Origin of the sequence: Rickettsia sp. Oklahoma-10 (genome assembly GCF_039954865.1) — a bacterium.
Taxonomy (GTDB): domain Bacteria; phylum Pseudomonadota; class Alphaproteobacteria; order Rickettsiales; family Rickettsiaceae; genus Rickettsia; species Rickettsia oklahomensis.
Window position 1 is genome coordinate 113,779 of the sequence record NZ_CP157197.1, and the last position, 22,701, is coordinate 136,479.

A 22,701-nucleotide genomic window follows, 5' to 3' on the forward strand; every position below is an offset into this window, starting at 1 on the left:
CAAAAATTCTAATAATTATGTAATATTCTTTAATAAAGGTTAGTAATAATGGCTGAGCCTATTATATTTACTCTTTTACTTGGCAATAAAGATCGGATATTAGAGAGAATAAACAATCAGAACCCACTGAATAAACTACCTATTATCCCGCTACAAGTTAATAAAGAAGTACATATATCCGATAAAGAACGTATTTTTTCAGAGATCTTAGAACAATCCCACAAAGAGGGCAAAATACCGATTTTTAACATTCAACTTAATAATAATGTAAGATCAATTTTTCAGGTACAAGATTTAATTAATGCACAAAATCTAAATATAAAAACTACTATTACTTTTGATCAATATAACTCATTAACTCAAAATCCTGAACTAAAAGCTTACTGGAAGCAAATTATGGAACAAGTTGATCATGTTTTTTTTGTCAATGAAGCGGATCAAAATTTAGCTATAAATGAAAATATTATAAATAAAGATAAAACCACTACAATTAAAGATACAAATATAGATTTAACATCGGTTTTTAATAATCTTATATATAATCAAGAAATTGACCAATTACTCTCTGAGACAATACCTGATAAAGCAAAATTAGATAAAATAATAAAAAATACTAAAAATCAAGGTGGTAGAGTAATTATAGAAGCTTGGCCTATTTCTGAAGACGAAGCAATAAACCTTATAACTGCTAAATTCGGTATTACCTCTGAAGATCAAATTTACGGACTAAAGCTTGAAATTAATGAAATCTTAAAAGATCAAAACAATGCTGCCGAAAATTTAAAAAAATATGTATCACAAATATCTCAACAATTTCAAAAAGATTTAGGTAGATCTGAAATAAATCCTATTGATTTTAATTTTAATATAGAAAAAATTATAAAAAATGGACCTGAGTATATAAAAAAAGAACACTTAACGTCATATCAACCTCCAAAAGAAAATCAAACGGAATCGCAAGGTTTGTTTAGAAGAATTTTTAACTATTTTAAAGATATAGTAATTAGTATTCTTTGCAAGAAAGAAAAACCTCAAACTCTAGTAACTTCAACCCTGCAACAAAAACTAATAGTAACACAAGAATTGCAAGCTGTTGCACCTTCTATAATTCAACTGGAGCAACAAGCTGCCGTTAGTAATACAAAAACATGGGCAGAATTAGGCATCACACAAAAAGTGTACGAGGAATCTCTGCAAGCAAAAAAGCAATTTTCTACACTGGTAGCAGAACAAAAAATACAAATACCTGAAAAAAAATCATCACCGATTATAAATACTGAAGCTCAAGTTGGTATTTCTAATATAGAAAATATAAAAAAACCTAATTATTTATACACTGAAGATGATATAAAAAATATATTAGAAGCAAATATAGATCAGAATAAATTCTCTATATTCCATCATGCCTCTTTAGAAGAACCGGCACTATTAAAAGATACTTTTCGTGCTGCACTTGAGGGTCTAATTGTAGATAATAAAAAGCCAATTATACCACTCAATACAGGACACAATCACTGGCTATTCATGATGGCTAGTAAAGATGATAAAGGTAATATAACCTTTATCTATAATGACCCTACCGGTCAGCCATTGGAAACTCGCCCAAGAGTGGTAGAATATATTAACGAAGTTTATTCCGATGTAAAAATAATAGATTTAAAAACAAAACAACAAGAAAATGCATACGATTGTGGAGTTTTCGTATGCAATAGTGCGATAAACCTATCTAAAGGGCAGAACATTCTAACTACTTTAGAATCTAAAGGACAAAGTATAAATTTAAGGGAGACTCAAGCTAATACATTATTAACACAACAACAAGCAAAGGCAATTAGACAAGCATTAAAAACAAATATAGGACAACAACTAAGTAATAAATTTCATAAGATGGTTAGTCAAAAAACGAATGATCAATCTAGACAACTCTAATAATAAAAAAACATTAGGCAAAATTTCTAATTACTAATATAATTATTCATAGTTAATTTATACTTTAACAAAGAATGACTACAATACTTGTGATTGTTATTATAATAATGATTGCTTTATCTGCTTTATTTGCTGCCACCGAAACTGCTATTACTGCCTCTTCTCCCGGTAAGATTCATAAGCTTAAAATCGCTGGTAATAAGCGTGCTAAAACAGTTTTAGAGGTTCTTAAGAAAAAAGAAAAAGTCATAGGAACTTTATTAATTGGTAATAGCTTAATCAATACTGTTTGTACCACTATTGCAACTACTCTCCTTATTAGCTTACTTGGAGATAATGGACCTATAGTTGCTTCTGGTGTTATGGCTTTTATAATTATTGTTTTTGCTGAAGTAGTACCGAAAGCAATAGCTGTTGCTAATGCTGAACAATTAGCATTAAAAATGGCTTCAACTATAATAATTTTTTTAAAGCTTTTCAAACCTATTAATATTGCTCTTGATTATATTACAAAAATATTTTGCTTTATATTTCGTATTAACTTAAAACCTCAAATCTCAGGCACTGAGGAAGTAAGGGGCGTAATTGAGCATTACCATCAAGAAGGCGGGGTTTATAAATCTGATCGTAATATGCTCGGCGGAATATTAGATATACGTAATATGACGGTATCGGAAATTATGACTCACAGGAGTAGTATTATAGCCCTTAATATCGATCTACCTCATGAAATAATAATTAAAACTTTATTATCAGGTGCTCATACACGTATACCTTTATGGCAAGATAATAGAGATAATATAATAGGGATTCTTAATTTAAAAGATTTGCTTAAAGCATTATATGAAAATAATAATGATATAAAAAAAGTTGATATTAATAAACTTCTAACCCCACCTTGGTTTATCCCTGAAAATGCACTTGTAGTAGACCAGTTACATGCATTTAGAGAACGTAATAATCATTTTGCTTGTGTTGTAGATGAATATGGTACTCTACTAGGTATTATTACTCTTGAAGACATTATAGAAGAAATCGTAGGACCTATTACTGATGAACATGATAGGCTTAATAATGAAATTATTAAAAAGTCTAATACTGAGTTCATTATAAAAGGAACTACGACTATTAGAGATATTAACCGAGAACTTGATTGGAATTTATCGGATGAGGATGTAAACACTATAGCAGGATTAATAATCCATAAAATTGCTAGGATTCCAAATCAAGGAGAAGTAATTAAAATATTTAATTTAAAGGTAATTATTTTAAAGAAAATTGCCAATAAGATTGATAGGGTAAAAATTACCGTATTACCTAATACTGAGGACACCATAAGCAGTGAGTGAAATCGGTAATTTTTTACTGCTAGCTACAATGTGCTTAAGTGGTGTATCAGTTGTCATACCGTGGCTCGACCACAGTATACAGAAAAAAATCAAAAAAGAGTGGATTCCACGATTTAATCTTGGGGTGACCACCATACTTCCTTTCTACATAGCTGCCTTATGTACGTTATTTGCTTTTTATACCCTAGTCTACGCTTTTATTATCTCTGACTTTTCACTACAAAATGTTTTCTTAAATTCTAGTACCTTAAAGCCGTTAATATACAAAATAGCCGGTAGTTGGGCAAGTCACGAAGGGTCGATGTTATTATGGTTTTCCTTATTACAAATCATTAGCTGTTGTTATATATTTTTACTTAAAGATAATTGGCTTAAATTTTTATCTATTATTATATTATCAGCTATACAATTATTTTTTAGTAGCTTTATTTATTTTACCTCAAATCCTTTTAACGTTTTTTCATTTAGAGCTAAAGAGGGACTTGGGCTAAACCCAATGCTACAAGATATTGCTCTTAGCATTCATCCACCATTACTTTATCTCGGCTATGTTAGTTACGTAGTGCCTTTTACTATTGCTACCGCAATGTTGCTTACTCCTGTCATACTACAACTTGATCGCGGTATCAAAAAAAAAATTAATAATATGGATACCGTGGTCAAGACATGCTATTACATAAATTATAGTACTTTATGTCTTCTTAAAAGATTTGCGGGCTGTGGTATTTTATTTACTACTATCGGAATTAGTCTTGGTTCTTGGTGGGCATATAGAGAACTTGGATGGGGTGGATTTTGGTTTTTTGACCCAGTAGAAAATATTTCGTTATTTCCTTGGTTATCTGGAATAATACTATATCATTCTATAATTGTAACAGTAAAAACTGACCGTATGCAAAGTTGGATGATAATTTTATCAATCGTTACTTTCTTATTGGTAATATTTAGCACCTTTTTAGTACGTTCTGGTTTTGTTACCTCAATTCACGCTTTTACATTCTCATCTGAGAGAGGACTATACCTACTTGGGATATTTTTAATTTTGAGTATTGGAAGTATAGGGTTATATAGTGTTACCCCGCGACTTGATCATAGCATCAAAAAAAAAATTAATAATGTGTATACTGGAGTCAAGACACGGTATGATAAAATACTCGGCATACTCTTAGGCAATATATTTTTCCTACTTAGCCTTATTGTGCTAATAACTGCCACACTTTATCCACCAATTTACTCTTTATTCAACGATAAACCTATTATTATTAGTAAAACATTTTTTATTAATAATTTTATTATATTCGTTATTCCTATTCTTTGTATCATAGGATTATTTACTACTAGAAGCTCTATTAAAAAACATATTATAATTCTAATATTATCCCTAATAATTACTTATTTAATATCATCAAAAATAACATTTAGTGTTATATCAATTTTAACTATAATTACATCTATATTTCTAATGCTTCATAATGTTCATCACCTTTTGATTAAAACTAATTATTTTAGAAATAGACTTAAAGCAAGTAACGCTAGTATGATCCTTGGGCATTTTGGTTTTGCACTGATTAGCTTTAGTATAACTATGAATTCATTATTACAAAGTGAAATGGATTTTACTGGAGAGGTAGGAACAAATAAAACATTTAATAAATTTAAAGTAACATTGCAAAATATTAAATTTGCTCAAGGTAAAAATTATTATAGACAAATTGCTGAATTTTGGGTTGAGGATAATAGCCGTAATATAACTATATTAAAGCCGGAAAATAGGCTTTATATAGTTGAAAATAGTTTATCACAAGAAAGCTATATATACTCTTATTTATCATATGATCTTTACGCGATTTTAAGCAAAATAGACGGTGATATAATTCATGCTAAAATATATTACAAGCCAATGATGAGCTTTATTTGGCTTGGAATTATTCTTACCGCTTCCGGCTTTTTTATTGCACTAATCAGAAAAAATTCTAGTTAATGTAAACATTTAATTTAAACCATGAAATTTAAACTTTTAAATTTTAGTACTATTTGGATGATCAACTCTAAATTTTTCTATCTGATTATTATGGAATTTTTTATAACAAAATATTCTTAGGTGAAATACAGTTAGGTTTAGCAGCTGCAATATACATATTGCTTATTTCATACACATTCTGCATATTTTCTCTATAGTTATTCCAATATATTTTGCAGCAGTAACATAAGCATCTACTGCCTCTTAATTTTATACTAGTGTATTCCCTTCAACAGCAAATGCTTTTGTCAAATCTATATCCGTTGAATAATAACCTCTTTATTATGTCTAATTGAATCGCTAGGAAAAATTGTCTTAGACTTTATTACTCATTTTCAGTAACTTAAATTTATTCTTTTGATCGTTTTTATCAAACCACATTACTAATTTTATTTTTTTGAGTTATATAAATCGGAAGAATTATCATATTATATTAATAAATTTACTCTAAAATTTTATGTATCCATATATCGTATTTTTTGTAATTATCTCAATATTTATCCGTTATAGTTTTAGCATTTCTAAAAATCCTCCTTTACTAAACTTTTAGGTATAGAAATATATTCTTTATTTCCTTTATTCCCATTTATTTGTAATATTTTTTCAGCTATAACATAATGCATTTCAAATATTGGATTAACTTCATTAGGTTTAATATTATGGATCAAAGCAAATTTAGAAAGCTGATAAATATATCCATCTAGACTACTATTAAATTCTTTGATTATTGAGTACTATCTTGTAATCTCTTAACACTAGGCTTTAATCCATATAATAACAGTTTTATATTTAGCTCTATCCTTAGAGGTTCCTATCTTTTCTTATATTCCTCTAAGTTTAAATCTTATACTTGATTTAATATTTGTGTCCATTGTACTAAGAGAATCAGATAACCTCCAAATTCTTGAGTCAAAAAATTGACTAATTCCAGCTCTTGGGAACAAACTGTATATTACCAATTAATAAAATCCTCTACTTTCTTATCCTTGACTATGTTCAAATTATCAAACACTAATAAACATTTATCTTTATTTAGTAGTAGATAAGGAATAAAATCTTTCATCATCACTGTTGCCATATCTTGCTGAAATCACTTGTACTTTTATCTTGGGATTAATAGCTTTGATAATCTGAGTAATTGCTGCTCCTGTTTAGATTACAATTAATAAATAAATTATTGTTATCTTTATTTTTACAAGCATACATCCTAGCAAGCTGCATTTTACCCATACCACTTACCTATACTACGCTAGACTGCTCATACTTTATTAAGATTTTGTTCTAGCACAACTAAATTAGATATTTGACCTTGAATAAATATACTTCTGCTTTGAGTGAGATTTACAGATATTCCATTGATTAAAACACAACCCCAGTTATCATACCATGACTTGACCACAGTATCCATAAAAATAACTTAAAGCATGTAGTATTTGAACTCAACCACGTCATCAAGTCATGGAATGTGACAAGGGTGGAATTGCTCCACGCAAGCAAACATTTTACAGGAATGAACATAAAACGATGTCATACAACAACACCCCTTCAGGGATACAAGCAATCACTAGAAATTCTTATAAGAATAAACAAAAATTGGAATATAGAATAAAACCCCCTTTTTTCAAAGAGGGCTTTTTTCTTAAGATAAGTTATAAACTTACAGAAGTAATTAGAAGTTTACACGAACTTTTAGAGTACCTTGATGTGCAGTATATTTACTTGCAATCTGAGAATCATAACCGATTTCATATTCCATCTTAGCATCAGGTCTCATACTTACACTTAAACCTAAATTATAAGATGTTTTATCGGCTCTATCAGACTGACTGATGAATGGAGTAACCTGTCCTTCTAACTGAGACTGAATTTTAGATAATTTACCATTTACTTTGTGAACCACAAAAGCATGAGCTTCTGGATATACTGCAAGATCACTAAAGTTCATAGTATTACCCATTACTTTCACACCTACTCTTAAATCAGTTCTATCGCTAAACTTGCTATTAACTTGCTTATTTGCAACTGTTGTACCGGTTTCTTTATAGTTTTCGTCAGAAGACTTCAAGTAGCTAAGTCCTACCATTGGAGTTATTAACATGCCTTCCATTGCATTGCAATCATAACCAACTGTTAAGTTAGCTCCGAATACCATGTTATCGTAATTACCGGCAGCAATTTGCTTACTCATCTTACCGTTAGAATCGAAGAAATAACGCTGACTTTTGTTCTTCACTGGGTTTAAATTAAATATTGCACTACCTTGAGCAAAGAAGTTTTTAACAAGCTGCTGTGCACCGTATAGAGAGAATGAGAAACCGTTAATATCGGTTTTATCACCTTTCTTATAATCTTGGTGCTTTATATTGGTTTTAGTGATACCGATAGCAGCACCGATCATTAAGTTATCGTTAGCTAGCGTATCTAAACCGATTACTATACCGGTGGTTTTAGCTTTATAACCTGCTATACCACCTTTCTTACTTTGATGTACATCAGCATAGAAAGGTTTTGCCCATATACCATAAGCTACATTATCAACAGCCTCATCACCTGATGCAACCGGACCTTGCTGTGTAGATACTAATCCACCTTCAGCTCCTGCCATTTCAGCAGTTTCATAAGTACCAAGGTATCTAAGAGCACCTAACCTGTTACTAAGTTGAGATTGGATATTTCGAGCTAAATCTAATTGTACATTAGTTACAGCTGCACTTGTATCGGTAGTAATAGCTCCAACAAAGTTAGCTAAATCAGTAGTGTTTTTAGCTAAAAGAAGATTATTATATACTGCAGTATTAGTTGCATTTAAAAATGTTGTAACGTTCTGATCACCTACACCTGCAAACTGGCTATTTTCAATAGCCTTTGTAACTACATTTGCTACATCATTAGTACGTGTTAATATATAATCTTTATTATCGGCACGTATTAACCCATACTTTACAAAAATATTACTTCCGGTTACATTAAATTTAGGATCACCTAAAGTACCCACAAAATGAGCCCCGCCGTGGATTAAAGTATAAGTTTGTGTACCGCTGAAATTGACATTAGCACTATCTTGTACATTAATGGTTGTGGTTCCTGTCATTGTTGCATTAACTTGAGCATCTTCTGCTATAACGATATGACCTATATTGCCGTTTTCTAATGTTAGCGTTGTGCTAAGAGAAGTATTGGCTCCCCATGTTGAAGTACCGCTTGCAAATGTTAAGATGTTTGAAGCAAGATCTATATTACCGTTAATAGCAGTTGTACCGCCACCTAAAATTACGTTTGATTCTACAATATTTAAGTTCACATTACCAAAATTGGTTGCCGTAGAATATATATTGCCTTGTAATTTTTCTAATGAACTGGCAGGACCCGTAAATTGTACGGAAGCTACAGGAGTATTAGAGCTACCTATATTACCAACAGATGCACTACCCAAGTAAGTTACGCAACCACTATTAGCTTTAATGGTAGCAACCGTACTTGTAGCAGTAGAGTTTGTACCATCAGCAAAAATTACATTAGAGTTACCGTTAGCACTCCCAAGAGTGATTATACCATCCAAGTCTTTTCCGATTACACCGCCTGCTTGATATGTTAAACCATCATTAACTATTAAATTATTAACGAAAGTACTTCCTAAGTTTTTATAGTTTGTAGCAACAGTTACAAGCTTTAATTTTAGAGGAGCTTCACCTTCTGGTTTTGTCCCTAAACCGTAAATTGTACCAGGAACATTAGGAGCACCACCGTTAAGCTCTATAGTACCTTGACCGTCATTTACAGTAAACAGACCTGAATATAATGTAGGAGCATCAACAGTAATCGTATTATCACTTGCAAGCCCAAGGCCTACGATATTATGCTGATCACCGATTACTTGAGCTGGAACAATTTTACTATTAACATCTGAAACAATAACTTTAGGAATAATAAAGTCAGCTACCGGACCATTACCGACTGTACTTGTAATTGTTAAACCATCAAATGGCATTTTGCTAGGTAAGAATAAACCTGCACCCAAGCTTGCATTTTCAAAAGCAATATTAGTGGTATTAATACCATGCTCAGCTAAATTACCAGTCTCATTAAATACTACTGTTCCAGGACCGGAAACTGTTATTTGTTTTAATGCATCAACAGCGGCAGCTTGTGTTTGTAATGTTACGGTAATATCATCAGCATTAATGAACTCTACTACACCAGTATTGTCAGCAGATTCGATAAGACTTGTAGTATAATTGCTACCAATTTGTAAGGTAGCATCACCAGCAATTGTACTCTTGCCGTTAAAAATAGCACTACCTAAGAACTGAACAGTAGTACCATTACCTACTTCTACAGTATTAAACTTACGACCTTGCTGCCCACCAACTACACCACCAACTATATTTGTTCCACCAGCATTAAAACTGAATGAGCCTGTGTCAGCAGCAGCAGTAGTAATGTTAGTGGCGTATAAATTAACACCTTTACCAACCTCTAATAAAGAATTATTTGGAGCTGCCGGAACTGCAAAATTAATTTCAGCAAGTGAATTTGCTGCACTACCTAAATTTGTACCTGCAGAAAGAGTAGTAGTAGGGTTAGCGGGATTGCCAGCAACTATTATTTTACCTTGACCTTCAGCATTAGTAGTTTTTGTTATTAAATAATTATTGTGACCAAGTTGTACTGAACCGTTACTACCAATATCTAAGTTATGAATAGCAACATCACCAGCATTTAAAATTATTTTACTTGATCCGACTTTTAATTGTCCAAGGGTTTTATCAGCACCGGGTGCAATAGTACCGATACTACCATTAATAGTTAAAGTTTGAGCATTTGTTATACCACTCGCATCTAATATACCTTGTTTATCGGTAGTGACGGCTAAATTAGCATTAATTTGCAAAGCTGCATCTGTAGTATTAGTTAAAGTTAATGTTTCATTAGCTCCAAAAGTAATAGCATTAGCAAGATTATTAACTAATAAAATACTGTTGCCGCCGTAAGATAAATTGTTACCAGCTAAATTAATATTTTTTAGGGCATTACCAACATTACCACCGACAGCAGCATCAACACCTATATTACCATTAATAGTTGCATCACCGGTTAAAACGATTGTACCATTACCTGCTGCTAGCATATTTATAATATTACCGGTTACGGTTGTACCTTCTTCTAAGGTAAGGGTATTATCAAATGCATTAGATAAATATATATTTTGAGCATTAATTTTGCTACCTTGCTTTAAAGTAAAGTTTGTAGCAGCACCATTATCATCATCTTGTAAATGAACAATTTTTAAAGCATTATTTCCACCTACATTACCGTTAATGGCAAAATTAGCACCTTGTAACTGTAACACACCTTTATTAGCTGTATTAGTATTAACATTTTGAACAAAAATAGCATTTGCAGCTGCTTTATGCACTACTAAAGTATTATCTGTATCAAAATTAATTGTAGCTAAACTATTACCATCAGCACCAATATCACCGGCAACTGTTACATCACCACCATTAACACTAAAACCACCTTGGTTATTAGTCCCACTAGTATTAAGTATATTACCTGCCACATTATGATTTTGTGTTGTAAATTTGATGAAGGAATCAGCACTAGTTAAATTAATAGCTTGAGCAGCAAAAGTACCACCTTGCCCATTGTTTCCACCTTGGAATGTTAATTTTCCGGCAACATTAACTACAGCTACGCTATTATTAGCACCACCTATATCTGTACTAACCTTAGAATCACCTAAGAAATTTACCATACCATTATTAGCAGCTGCACCGTGAATACTTACATTATTAGCAGCAGTAATACCTGTTATATTAACGCCATCTGCAACATTTAATACAGCAGCATTACCTAAAATAATACCACCAGCAGCAACAGCACCGTCAAGTTTAGTATTTGCATTTAAAGTAACTTGTGCATTTGCCCCTAATGTAAAATCTTGTATACCATTAACATTACCAATCACACCATTAAATATAGCTATATTCCCGTTACCAATGTTAATGCGACCTATACCTGCTGCAGCTTTACCGTTGAAAGTAGCAGCATCACCAAAAACAGCTGTTTTAGTACCGTCTGCACCATTAGCTGCAAGGCTAACTTCAAATACAGAATTAGCATTTTCAAAATTAATAGGCCCAATGTTAGTGTAAGTATTTACAGGAAAAGCTGCGACACCAGGATCACCGTTTAAAGCTAAGGTATGTCCTGTACTTATATTGACTGTTAATAATTTATTTGCAGCACCGGAAACAGCACCAATTGCTATATTTGCACCGTTCACTGCAAAAACACCATCTTGCAACATGTTAATTGATCTGAAAAGCACAGTAGCATTAGCAGCTTTATCTTGTCCTCCATCAGCTGTAGCAGTGAAAGGACCTCCTCCTTGTACAACATAAGTTAAAGAATCACCTGTTGTTATTCCAGGAATACCAACAGCATTTAAATTAACGTTTGCATTAATATTATGGTTAGCAGCACCCATAGCTGAGCCTGCAAAACCAACTACTATGGTAGCTGTAGAAGCAGTTACCAATCCTGCGGAAATTAATTTTTTTAGAAAATTTGGTTTTTGAGCCATTTTTTTTTCCTATATTTAAGTTAAAAATTTAGTACCTAGCATTAAAACAATATAGCCGACTAAAGGTAAGATTACCTATACCCCGAATAAGGGAATAACCTAACATTTTGCTTTAATAATCTCTAAACTACGGCTAAGTATACTATATATTATGTATAATTACAAGTCACATAGTAGTTTTTTTATAAAGTTTTAATAACTGTTATATTTTTATCACAACTAAGTTATTCCACGTGGCCATGACCATGGAATCTAAAAATAATCTTAAAAAATACTAAATAATTTTCCTACTCTTTAATTAAATATAAGCATTTTAGCTTTATTTTCCAATTTTAGCATTTCATCATATTTGGTATGCCAAATATGCATAATTTCTTTTTCATATTCTACAATTTGCTCTTCCAATCCTTTAAATTGCTTCACCATTTGACGTGCTGTAGAAAATATCGGGTCGTTAGTAACGTCAAAAACTTTTTCCAAATGGCGGTCTTGTGCTGCTTTATAATTTAAATGAGCCGCTCTACCAAGCTCAGCATCTTTATGCATTTCCTCACTTCTTATTTGTATTTCAAAATTACGTTTAGAGTATAAAAGCTGCATTATATTATGAAGAGACTGATAGCCGTTGCTTTTTGGTCTATTGATATAATCTTTAGTATATAGTAAAGTTAAATGTGGAGAATTCTTAACTATGTCTAAAGCATTATAGCATAGATCCTTAGAGTTAACTATAATCCTAAATGCAATTAAGTCTTTCAATGCATCAATTGACACTCCTTTCCTTTTCATCTTTTTTAGAATAGAGTAGGGTTCTTTAAGACGCATATATATCTTATTTTCTACCTCTGCTTTATCTAAATCTTCTTTAAGCAGATTAATAATATCACAAATCAAATCCCCTCTTACTACCTAAAATTCTATATACCTCTATTTTAAGTAAAAATTGCCTATAGCTTTTAGTACTTAAGTCCACAAGACTATTCATCATACTATTAAGTAATTTATAAAAATTAATTCTTTAACTAAAAACTTAAAAAATATATTAAAATTTATTTCTGTAATTGAATAGTTTCTTAATAGCAATTTATGTGACTTGCCCCTGTGTTATACGAACCTTTGGTATATCATTCCCGCCTTTGCTTGAATGCAGCAAAACATATAAAAAACTTGTTTTTATATGTTTATTTTACCAAATATATTTCGTACCAATATTCATGTTATTGTTTCTGGATCCATGCTTTCACAGGCATGATATAAAGTCAAACAATAAATAAGTCGAAAAATTTACCCATAGATACCTTAGAAACACTACTAAGAACTTCAGACATTTTGTCCCATTCTCCGGTACACTCAAGCACTATATCTACACCCGCATCTAAAACTCCTTTAGTAATATCTTTCATATTACCGTTTAAAGCTTTCATATCTATTGCATCAGAAATAATAAGCCCTTTAAAACCAATACTACTTTTAATATAATCAATAACTTTTTTTGATAGGGTCACAGGGTTGCTTGGGTCAAGAGCTTTATAAATTATATGTGCCGTCATAGCAAGCTTAATATTATTTTGTTTCGCTAACTCCTCAAATACTTTAAAGTCTGTGTTTTCTAATTCTTTTAAGCTAGTATCAATAATAGGTAACCATATATGGCTATCTACTTTAGCTCTACCATGCCCTGGAATATGTTTAATACAAGCTTGGACTTTCTCTTTTTGTAATCCGCCTACGGCGGCTAAACATAAAAGTACCACTACTTCCGGCTCCGAGCTGAAACTTCTATCTCCAACTATATTGTGTGCTCCCTCATGGATCAAATCTGCGACCGGTGCAAAGTCTAAATTAATCCCTACTTCTCGTAACTCTTTTGCGATATTACTATAATTTTGTTTGCACCCCTGCACATCAATGAAAGTTTGAGCAGCTGGAGCATCATAAAAAGTTGGAGCAATAAGCCTTTTGACCCTACCCCCTTCTTGATCTACGGCGATGATAGTGTTTTCCCCTAGCACTCCTTTTACATCGTCAATAAGAGCTTTAAGTGCTTCTTTATCCTGCTCACCGTTCTCATGCTTTTTAATATTACGACGAAATAAAATTACACCTAAAGGATTATGCTCTTCAAATAATTCTCTTTCGGCATCGGTTAATTCAGGACCAGATATACCGATAATTACCGGTTTTACCATTTGTCTTATTGTCATAATATGCTTTAAAACACTATATGATAAGTACTATACGCAAGTCATTGCGTCATCTGCAAGATTTTTTTTATTTGAAGAGATAAATTATGAAATTTAGTAAGTAATGTATCAATTCTCTCGGTAGGAAAAGATATAACATCTTTATTTAAAGATTTTTGAAGTAGATCGATATCATTAACTGTATAATATTTTCTATTATTTATTTTATAACTGGATAAATCAGGGATTTTTGTCTCTAAATACCTTAATTGATGTAAAGCAATATTTAACTGCTTAATTACCTCACTAGCGGAATAATATTTTTTTGTTAGTTTATTATTTGTCATATACTCGAAATAAATAAAAAGTATTATATAATACAAAGATCAACTGTAAAAAGAGCAAAGAATCTCTACAAGGCGAGGAGTGAAGCGTATACTTGAAATACGCGAGCACCACAACTCTTATAGTTATAGGATGACGTAGCCAATTTTGAAGTTCATAAAGCAGATCCATTGATTAAAGCTTTTAATTTGGCAGAAGGAACAAAACGTAAATTCTTTTTTGATTCTATAATTAGCAGTGATTTAGTATAAAAATTTATTCCGGGACGTGCATTTTTTTGTTTAACCTCAAAGTACTAAAATTCTTTAAAGTTAATTTTTGTTTCTTGGCTATTTCTTCACATAAGTTATTTGAATAACCTAATTTGGAGCTTAACATAATTGCAATTTTTTTCTTTAGTAATAGTCATAAATAATACCGATTTTTTAAGAATATAATTCCATACCATAACTCGATCCACTTTGTTACATAGATTGAACAAACACTGGATTGTTATACACTCAAAATTTTTATCTTTAATTTTATATTATTTATAGCTTTTTGTAGTTCTTCACTTTAATTTTATCGTTTTGATTTGTCATATTTTCTTTCATCTCTGCAACGCTTTATTATGCTATCTAATTATAAGTATTACTAAGGTCTGATTAAATTTATCAGCCCCAATTTGTGCTAGGTTTGTTAAATTGTCTTTTAATGCCTGTAATTATACTACTTAATAGCTACTGCTTCAATTTGCACTGCATTTGATTACGTCTTGTCCTTAGGAGACAAATCCGCAAAAATGTTAGGTGTTAATAAATAATAAGGCAGTGGTAGCCCCATAATGTTATTAAAATTTTTTTCATTATATTCTCCAATTATTTATGTTTATTATTATATTGTTCAATTTTCTTACTTAAAATCATCCTGTTTTTTACAAGTTTTTGTCTATATTCTGCAACTTTATCATCCTTGATTTTTTGATAACCCTCAAACTCTTTCATTAAATTTTAATATTGCTCTTTATATATAATTTCTAAAGAATGATCCTTATTATATTTCTCCAAATTTTTAATTTTGACAGATAATTTATCCATCACTTTATGACATTGTTTATTAAAGTCAGCAGTAATTTTTAGCAGAACCCTTAAGTAAGTTTGTTATGTAATGCTTCAAGTACTTCAACTATAGCTCCATAACACCTCTTTTTGAAAGATAGTTAATCAAAATTAAACTTTAGGTTTAAAATACCAGAATTATAAAAAGCAATTTCTATAGTTATTATATAAGATGAATTTGAGAATGTTATGACATTAAAACTAGAAAAAATCCTGATTTATCTTTACATATATGTAAAGATAAAATAATTACACTATTGGATTTAAAAGAAAAATATATAGTATTTATATTGTTACAAGACGATATACCCTAGTACTATTGCAGCACAAGATTTTAACACACTAAAACCAGAATTGGATAAACTTAATACGGTAATTATCGTAGTATCTAAAGATAAGTTTAACTCTCATAATAAATTTAAAAAAATATAGTTTGGAATTTGAATTAGACTCTGATGCAAATTCAATTTATGTGAACAATGAGAGGTATGGATAGAAAAATTAATGTTCAGGAAAAAATATATATGCATTGATAGAAGAGCTACGTTTTTACTTTGATAAGCAAGGCATCGTTAAACATATTTAGCGATCGGTAAATGCTAAAAATCAAGCTCAAGAGGTATTTGAAAAATTAAGCACAATTTGACAACTATAGCAGATTGCTCTGAAGTAAAATAAAAATTTGGTATACGCAGATCAACCTCAAAAAGAGCAAGGAGGTTTTACAAGGCGAAAAATACAGCATACACTGCTGAATGAATATGCAAGTACCGCAGATCTTAAGAACGACATAACCAATTTTTGAAGTTTATTGCATATACTTCTTCCATCTATTATGAAACCAAAACCATTGAGAAGGATTTTGTTTAACCCATTCTCCTAGTATTTTGTTAATATTAAGCATAATATTATAGCAATCGACTTTATTATCACCGCTTTGTTCAAACATCAATTGTGAGTGAAATATTACTTTAAAATAACTGCCCTTAGTTCTAATGATTTGGCAAGGTATAATCGGATATTTATACTGCAATGCAATTTTAGCGATAGCGTTAGCAGTCATAGCAGGATATCCTAAAAAAGGCACTTCAATTCCATCGTTCATTTTTTGGTCAACAAGCATAACAATAGATTCACCCTCCTTGATAGCCCTCACTAAAGCTCTACTGCCTTCAAGACCTTTCGGTATAAGTTTTAATTTATCACCGGCACGACTTGCATTAACTAATTTGTTAACATACGGATTATTTGCTTTACGATAAATTACAGCAAATTTTGGATAAGATTTATGAAGAAGCTTAAGACCGATATCCCAATTTGCAAAGTGACCACTAAATAATAAAAAAGGTTGTCCTTCAAATTTTTGAATATTTTCTATGCCAATGACTTCAATTCTACGCTCTAACTCAACTTCATCCATCTTGTTGACATATGCAAATTCACCAATAAATCTACCGAAATTACCCCAAGTTTGATCTATGATTTTTTCAACATCACACATATCCCCAAATACTGCTTGAATATTCCTTCTAGCAATTCTATTAACAGCAAATAATATACCGATTTTTCTCGCTATAAAACTACAAATATCAGCTGCTTTATCTATACCGAACATTCCTATTACTTTAAGGAATATAAGAACGATAAAATATTCAATTAAATATCTGAGCTTTTTTAAAAATTTTTTCATTTAATAAATCAGAGTTGTTTATAGATAATTCTACATCTAAACAGATAATATTATTTAAATCATTAAATTTAACATAATCTTTTCTTGTAGTAATTAAGGTAGCATTATGCTCTTTAGCTAACGAATATAAATTTTCTAGATCTGCTTGTAAATAATTATAATGATCAGGAAAAATTTTGTAACCGACTATATGTAGCCCATAATTCTTTAAAGTAGAAAAAAAACGCTCAGGATTACCGATACCGCTAAAAGCAAAATAATTTTTAGTTTTGTCTATATTATTTAATGGCACTATTTGAGCATTTATTAACTTATTTACATAAGGAGTTAGAATATTTGATATTTTATCATTGGTACTACTAACTAAAAAAACCAAATCAGCCGCATCAAGAGCTTGATTGGGATATTGTCTTAAAGGACCAGCCGGAATCAAAAATCCATTACCGAAAAGCCTTTGGCTGTCTACTGAAAGTATAGTAAAATCTTTATGAAAATGAGGATTTTGTAGAAAATCATCAACTATTATTACATCAGGTTTAAGTTCGTTAATTAACGGCAAAACCTCTTTGATATTTTTAGTAGCAATAACTAGTCCGTATTTTACAAGTATTACCCCCTCATCTCCTACCTCTAGAGCAGTATGTCTTGCATTTACAATAGCTGCACTTTTAAGCATGCTACCATAACCCTTAGTAACTATTACAAAACTTATATTTCTAGCTTTTAGTAATTTGGCTAGATATATTACTATTTGTGTCTTACCAGTACCTCCTACGCTACAATTACCGACACAAATAACTTTAGCAGGCAACATAATCGGTTGAGCTAGGCTAGCTCGCACATAACCTAAAAATTGATATATCAGACTTACCGGTAAAAGCAAATAAGATATAATACTTTGCTTCTGCCAGAATTTAGGATATAAAAGCTTGATCATATTAATACAAATTAGGTTAATATTGGTTCTATTGTGTGGTTCAGCTTTTCCTATTGTCATCCTATCACTTATGAGAGTAGATCCAGTTAGAAATACTAATACCGTGTAAGGGACTAATGTATGACATCAGAGTGTTTCAGAACTACACAATAAACCTATTTATAGCATTTACAGCAGTTAAGTTACACGGATTGATTGCTTTATTGTGTAGTAGAATTTTAAAATGCAAAATGTTCGCCCGTTGCATTACCAGTTCTGCCTTGTATACCGATAAATTGACCACACTTAATATTGTTTCCTGCTTTAATTTGTATTGCCTTAAAATGAGCATATTGCGTAACAAATTTACATCTTTAATCTCGACAAAAAGTCCGTAGGGACTCTAGCAACTTTTACAATGATCCCACTTGCTTCTACATTATATCGGGGCTGCTTTTTTAAATTGTAAATCAATACCGTTATGGAAACATTTTTTTTCTTTTCTTTTTATTAGGACTTCTTCTAATGCTGTAATGACTGGTAATTTGCAGTTCGTATTCCGGTATATTGTAGCAATTATTTTATCACACTTGGTTAATTCTGAAATATTATTCCTATAAGTTTGTTTTTTTTGCAAAATAACTAGCTGCCTGTTTAGAGCAAAACTTATATTGTGAATTTAGTTTTGTTATAAGCGCCTTTATATCGGCTATTTTGATCACAGCTGCTTTATTAAATTGTACCAAATTTTTATTATAAAATTTTTGTAAAGAAATCTTATTGTGTTTAGGGGTATTAATCATTTAGACCTAAGTTTTTTGCATATATGATATATATTTACTATTGTTATTTGCTAAATCATACTGTACTAAAATCCACATGATGATTTTATATTTTTGTTTTAATTGAGATGAAGTTGTAGAAAGTAAAGTAGTATCACTAGATTCTTTAATACTGCCACACCTCAAATAAGAAAAACCATAAACCACTGTAAAAAGATCTTTTTTCAAAAGAACATTAAAAGTTAATTTAAATTAAGAGAAGTGTTTAAATATTCTGTTAATTTATCTAATTCGCCTCTAATATTCGGAGGATTTAATCAACATCAATACACACTTTACCATATTTTTGTAATTGTGGTAACAATCAGGGACTAAAACCACTGATAGGATACCAAATTAAGACGTATTATAAGAGATCATAGCTTAATTTTTCAAGTGCTTTGAGCAATTTTTGAAACTCATTTTTGACCTCAAAAGGCGAATTAAGAAAATTAATCCTCTATTTTCTTTAAACGGTATAAAGCTTTTATAGCATTATAAACACCTATATTATGCGCATTATTCGGTAGTAGCTTTTAACTTCAAGTACTCGCTTGGATGAAGCTTGCAAGCAATTAAGCGATCATTTGGTCTTAATAATTGTTTAATTATCAAAGGTGAGCTAGGATAATAATTTGCCCAGCTAGGTTTACTATATTAAAAAAAACTTTAAAAGTTCAGGAATAAATAGGTAGCTTGCAGTAATTTATTAATGCCTGTGTCGCTTCCTAGAGTTTTACAAACAGCTTCCGAACTTAAATCGTAAATACCTAGACCTGCAAAAACATCTAAAAATGCGAAAGGTTTTGCTATTTCTTAAACTGCTCTAAGATCGCAATAAGCACTACATGTTTCACTATATCGGCAAAATTGCCTTCATGATAAATATACCGATATTTCAAAATTATAATCCATATTTCTTGTTTAACAATTCTGCTGCTACTGTATTCTGAAGTAATAAGTTGATTACTATTATTAATTAGTCTTTCTAAAACAATTTCTACTATCTTTTTTTTAATCCAAGTAATTTTTAATTGCGACTCATATTAATTGAGCTTTACTAACCATAAAACTAATCATTAATTCTTGCTGTATACCCAAGTAAAAACAAAAATAAATTATTTTGTAATAACGATGGATGTAGTCTTTCATCTTTATTACTAATTATTTTAATGCTTCTTTCAAAAGCAGTATCTACCATGTTTTATAGAGTAATTTTATGTTAATTAATTCTTGTCCCATACTATTGACCAAATTTTGATTTATCAAAGTATTTGTTAAAAGTGCTACTGTGTTGTAGATTATTTAATTTCTTGTAAGTGATTTCATCTTGAGTAATACTATATTTAATGAGATATTCTCTAAGTCAGTTAGTAGCACACTTTCTACAAACTATACATATCTTAGAATGTATTCTATACCCTACAAATATTGCATCTAAATTATAATATTTATGCTATCCTTCTATTTAAACTGTGATAAAAAAGCAATAGCTGCTTTTTATTCCAATGCCCTGTCTTTAAATGTCTTGAAATTAACTGATTTATCTAGTGCAAATAGTGCTGCTATTTGATTTAAAGATAACTAAACTGTCTCTTATAATATTAACTGCAACATTAACTTCCCAATTTTCATCTTGATAAATTACTAACTGACTTTCTATTTCTTTATTCATTGTTTTAAACATTCTTTACTATGGCAAGCCATTTCTCTTCATCAATAATTTTAATTCCCAGCTCTCTAGCTTTTTTAAGTTTACTACCTGCATCAACACCTGCTATGACTAAATCCGTATTAGATGATACTCTAGCTGTAACTTTAACTCCAAGCTTTTCAGCCATTGCTTTAGCTTCTGCTCTAGATATAGTTGGTAAGCTACCGGTAAATACCACTATCTTACCTGTAAAACTACTTTGTTCTCTAGCCTCTTTATAATCTTCAATATTTAATACTTCACCAAGTTTTTTGATAAGCTCAATATTTTCTTTAACATCAAAAAAATCAATAATATCTACTAGAATCTTATCACCGATTCCTGCTAGATTGTTTAGTTTTTGGTAGATATCCGAATCGTTTTTACTCAGCAATTCTATCTGACTTATAAAGTTATCATAGCTTTCAAATTCTCTAGCAAGCAACTTAGCATTTTGTTCACCGATATGCCTTATGCCTAAGGCATATATAAACCGTGACAAACTAACATTTCTTGATTCTTCGACATTTTTAAAAAGATTTTCTACTGATTTTCTACCCCACCCATCCATATTTTCAAGCTTTATTAAGCGAGATTCATTTTTTTCTTTTAAGAAGAAGATATCTAAAGGATTGCTAATGAACCCCTTATCTATTAAAAACTCAATTTGCTTACGCCCCAACCCTTCAATATCCATAGCATTTTTTGACACGAAATGGCGTATACGCTCATAATTCTGAGCAGGACAGTTAAGAACGTTATCACAGCGTATAATAATATCTTCAGGAAGATAGTGCAACCTAGAATTGCACGAAGGACAAAATAAAGGAGTACTAAACATTGTTGTATCGGTGGAACGTTTACCTATATCAACTCCAGTGATTTGAGGAATAACGTCACCAGCACGTTGCAGGAATACATAATCCCTGATCCGCACATCTTTTCGTATAATTTCTTGGAAATTATGTAGCGTTGCTCTGCTAATGGTTACCCCACCTATTTCTATAGGTTCAAGCTCAGCTACCGGAGTTAATATGCCGGTTCTGCCTACTTGCACTGTAATAGAAAGCAGCTTCGTTTGCCCTATTATAGCAGGAAATTTATGAGCAGTAGCAAATCTTGGAGAACGAGCTGCAACTCCCATTCTATTTTGTAGTGCAAAATCATTTAGCTTATATACTACACCATCAATTTCATAAGGTAAATCTTCCCTATTTGTTTTTAGATATTCGTAAAAAGCAAAAATTTCTTCTTCGGAATCTGCAAGTTTAGATATTTCATTAACACTAAAGCCGAATTCTTTTAATTTTTTAAGTAATTCATTTTGAGAAGAAGCGAGATTTTGTTCAGTTGCTCCTACTGAATAGACAAAATATTTTAGCGGTCTTTTTGCAGTAACTGAAGAATCTAACTGACGAAGTGATCCGGCAGCAGCATTACGCGGATTTGCAAATTTATCTCTGCCCTGCTCGTTTTGTTCTTTATTTAGGTTAAAAAAATCTTGTTTTTCAATATAAATTTCTCCTCGTACTTCTAAAAACTCCGGAGCATTATTAATTTTATGAGGAAAATTTTTGATTGTTTTAATATTTCCCGTCATATCCTCACCTATATAGCCATCTCCTCTTGTGGCTCCTGTTGTAAGCCGCCCATTTTTATAAATAGCAGAAAAAGACAAACCATCTATTTTAGGCTCACAAAAGATAGGAGCAAACTTATCAAGGCGTAAGAAATTTTTGATACGATCTACAAAATCTTTAACATCTTGCTCATCAAAAACATTACTAAGAGATAACATCGGTGCTTGATGCGTAACCTTAGCAAATTTATTTGCTATCTTAGCACCCACTTTTTTGCTAGGACTATTTTCTAAGATTAAATGAGGAAATTTTTGTTCTAACTTGAGATTGATATTAAATAATTGATCATATTCGGCATCTGAAACTAAATGATTATCTTCTATATAATAAGCATGATTATAGCGTTCTATTTTATCAGCTAGTTCTTTTAATAATTTTGTTGCTTCCTCTTCAGAGATTAAATAAATATCCTGCATTATTAGTTCATAC

General features: G+C 31.0%; 14 protein-coding genes and 4 pseudogenes. 4 read left to right on the forward strand and 14 right to left on the reverse strand.

The annotated features are described in order from the left end of the window. Positions 1 to 48 precede the first annotated feature (48 nt). From AAGW17_RS00560 to AAGW17_RS00570, 3 genes are all read left to right on the forward strand, one after another. Complete coding sequence (locus AAGW17_RS00560; protein ID WP_347939018.1) at positions 49 to 1,929, forward strand: Ulp1 family isopeptidase; 1,881 nt, start codon at positions 49 to 51, stop codon at positions 1,927 to 1,929. A gap of 74 nt (positions 1,930 to 2,003) precedes the next feature. After that, a complete protein-coding gene (locus AAGW17_RS00565) occupies positions 2,004 to 3,278 on the forward strand; it encodes an HlyC/CorC family transporter (RefSeq protein WP_347939019.1) in 1,275 nt (424 codons plus the stop codon). Beyond that, positions 3,271 to 5,259, forward strand: a complete 1,989-nt coding sequence (locus AAGW17_RS00570; RefSeq protein ID WP_347939020.1) for a heme lyase CcmF/NrfE family subunit — start codon at positions 3,271 to 3,273, stop codon at positions 5,257 to 5,259. The genes AAGW17_RS00565 and AAGW17_RS00570 overlap by 8 nt, the downstream gene beginning before the upstream one ends. A gap of 560 nt (positions 5,260 to 5,819) precedes the next feature. Here AAGW17_RS00570 and AAGW17_RS00575 read toward each other — a convergent pair. The 7 genes and pseudogenes from AAGW17_RS00575 to AAGW17_RS00610 form a co-directional block, all read right to left on the reverse strand. Next, positions 5,820 to 5,966: a hypothetical protein gene (locus AAGW17_RS00575; RefSeq protein WP_347939021.1), complete on the reverse strand. Its 147-nt coding sequence runs from the start codon at positions 5,964 to 5,966 to the stop codon at positions 5,820 to 5,822. Between the two features lie 1,001 nt (positions 5,967 to 6,967). Further along, the gene (locus AAGW17_RS00580) at positions 6,968 to 11,887 is read right to left on the reverse strand and encodes an autotransporter outer membrane beta-barrel domain-containing protein (RefSeq protein WP_347939022.1); all 4,920 of its coding nucleotides are present in this window, start codon (positions 11,885 to 11,887) and stop codon (positions 6,968 to 6,970) included. A gap of 294 nt (positions 11,888 to 12,181) precedes the next feature. After that, on the reverse strand, positions 12,182 to 12,781 hold the full coding sequence (locus AAGW17_RS00585; protein ID WP_347939023.1) for a bifunctional (p)ppGpp synthetase/guanosine-3',5'-bis(diphosphate) 3'-pyrophosphohydrolase: 600 nt from the start codon (positions 12,779 to 12,781) through the stop codon (positions 12,182 to 12,184). 365 nt (positions 12,782 to 13,146) lie between these two features. Further along, positions 13,147 to 14,091 (reverse strand): beta-N-acetylhexosaminidase, encoded by a 945-nt coding sequence (gene nagZ / locus AAGW17_RS00590; protein WP_347939024.1) that lies wholly within the window; start codon positions 14,089 to 14,091, stop codon positions 13,147 to 13,149. A gap of 41 nt (positions 14,092 to 14,132) precedes the next feature. Further along, the gene (locus AAGW17_RS00595) at positions 14,133 to 14,417 is read right to left on the reverse strand and encodes a MerR family transcriptional regulator (RefSeq protein WP_347939025.1); all 285 of its coding nucleotides are present in this window, start codon (positions 14,415 to 14,417) and stop codon (positions 14,133 to 14,135) included. A gap of 152 nt (positions 14,418 to 14,569) precedes the next feature. Beyond that, positions 14,570 to 14,793, reverse strand: a pseudogene (locus AAGW17_RS00600) (HU family DNA-binding protein). Between the two features lie 479 nt (positions 14,794 to 15,272). After that, positions 15,273 to 15,398 (reverse strand): hypothetical protein, encoded by a 126-nt coding sequence (locus AAGW17_RS00610; RefSeq protein ID WP_347939026.1) that lies wholly within the window; start codon positions 15,396 to 15,398, stop codon positions 15,273 to 15,275. A gap of 308 nt (positions 15,399 to 15,706) precedes the next feature. On the opposite strand from AAGW17_RS00610, the pseudogene AAGW17_RS00615 reads away from it, so the two are divergent. Further along, positions 15,707 to 16,095 (forward strand): annotated as a pseudogene (locus tag AAGW17_RS00615) (peroxiredoxin); the annotation flags it as partial. A gap of 225 nt (positions 16,096 to 16,320) precedes the next feature. On the opposite strand, the gene AAGW17_RS00620 reads toward AAGW17_RS00615, so the two are convergent. From AAGW17_RS00620 to ligA, 7 genes and pseudogenes are all read right to left on the reverse strand, one after another. Continuing rightward, positions 16,321 to 17,202, reverse strand: a complete 882-nt coding sequence (locus tag AAGW17_RS00620; protein WP_347939027.1) for a lipid A biosynthesis lauroyl acyltransferase — start codon at positions 17,200 to 17,202, stop codon at positions 16,321 to 16,323. Then, on the reverse strand, positions 17,165 to 18,139 hold the full coding sequence (gene lpxK / locus AAGW17_RS00625) for a tetraacyldisaccharide 4'-kinase (protein WP_347939028.1): 975 nt from the start codon (positions 18,137 to 18,139) through the stop codon (positions 17,165 to 17,167). The genes AAGW17_RS00620 and lpxK overlap by 38 nt, the downstream gene beginning before the upstream one ends. 142 nt (positions 18,140 to 18,281) lie before the next feature. Then, positions 18,282 to 19,128: pseudogene (locus AAGW17_RS00630) on the reverse strand (M23 family metallopeptidase). 14 nt (positions 19,129 to 19,142) lie between these two features. Continuing rightward, positions 19,143 to 19,841: pseudogene (rlmJ, locus tag AAGW17_RS00635) on the reverse strand (23S rRNA (adenine(2030)-N(6))-methyltransferase RlmJ). A gap of 170 nt (positions 19,842 to 20,011) precedes the next feature. Then, complete coding sequence (locus AAGW17_RS00640) at positions 20,012 to 20,140, reverse strand: hypothetical protein (RefSeq protein WP_347939029.1); 129 nt, start codon at positions 20,138 to 20,140, stop codon at positions 20,012 to 20,014. Between the two features lie 342 nt (positions 20,141 to 20,482). Continuing rightward, a complete protein-coding gene (locus tag AAGW17_RS00645; protein WP_347939030.1) occupies positions 20,483 to 20,614 on the reverse strand; it encodes a hypothetical protein in 132 nt (43 codons plus the stop codon). Between the two features lie 4 nt (positions 20,615 to 20,618). Beyond that, the gene (gene ligA / locus AAGW17_RS00650) at positions 20,619 to 22,688 is read right to left on the reverse strand and encodes an NAD-dependent DNA ligase LigA (RefSeq protein WP_347939031.1); all 2,070 of its coding nucleotides are present in this window, start codon (positions 22,686 to 22,688) and stop codon (positions 20,619 to 20,621) included. Positions 22,689 to 22,701: the final 13 nt, after the last annotated feature.